Annotated in this window: 1 protein-coding gene; it reads left to right on the top strand. The window is 43.4% G+C overall.

Annotation, left to right across the window (positions count from 1 at the left end):
• The coding region (locus QOS01_RS10545; RefSeq protein WP_408612504.1) for a transposase at window positions 1-225 on the top strand (225 nt) is incomplete at its 5' end.
• Window positions 226-256 lie beyond the last annotated feature (31 nt).

Raw genomic sequence — 256 nt, 5'->3', positions numbered from 1 at the left:
ACTGGTACTCCGGTTTATTTTGCCCATGCTTATTCACCACATGAACGCGGTAGTAATGAGAACCGTAACCGAGTTTTACGACGCTTTATTCCCAAAGGCCAAGCTATTGAAGAGCTGAGCGATCGCCAGCTGATTCAAATTAATTGGTATTTGAATTCCCGGCCACTTAAATGTCTTAACTGGCGCACACCAATCGAGATCTTCCTGCTTAATCTGCGTCACTAAATTCGTTCAAGTTATTTCTTGCAATCTGCCA

Origin of the sequence: Limosilactobacillus avium, from assembly GCF_947381485.1 — a bacterium.
In the GTDB taxonomy this organism is placed as follows: Bacteria; Bacillota; Bacilli; order Lactobacillales; family Lactobacillaceae; genus Limosilactobacillus; species Limosilactobacillus avium.
The sequence above is the reverse complement of the archived record's forward strand: the minus strand, read 5'-3'. Positions and strand labels throughout refer to the sequence as shown.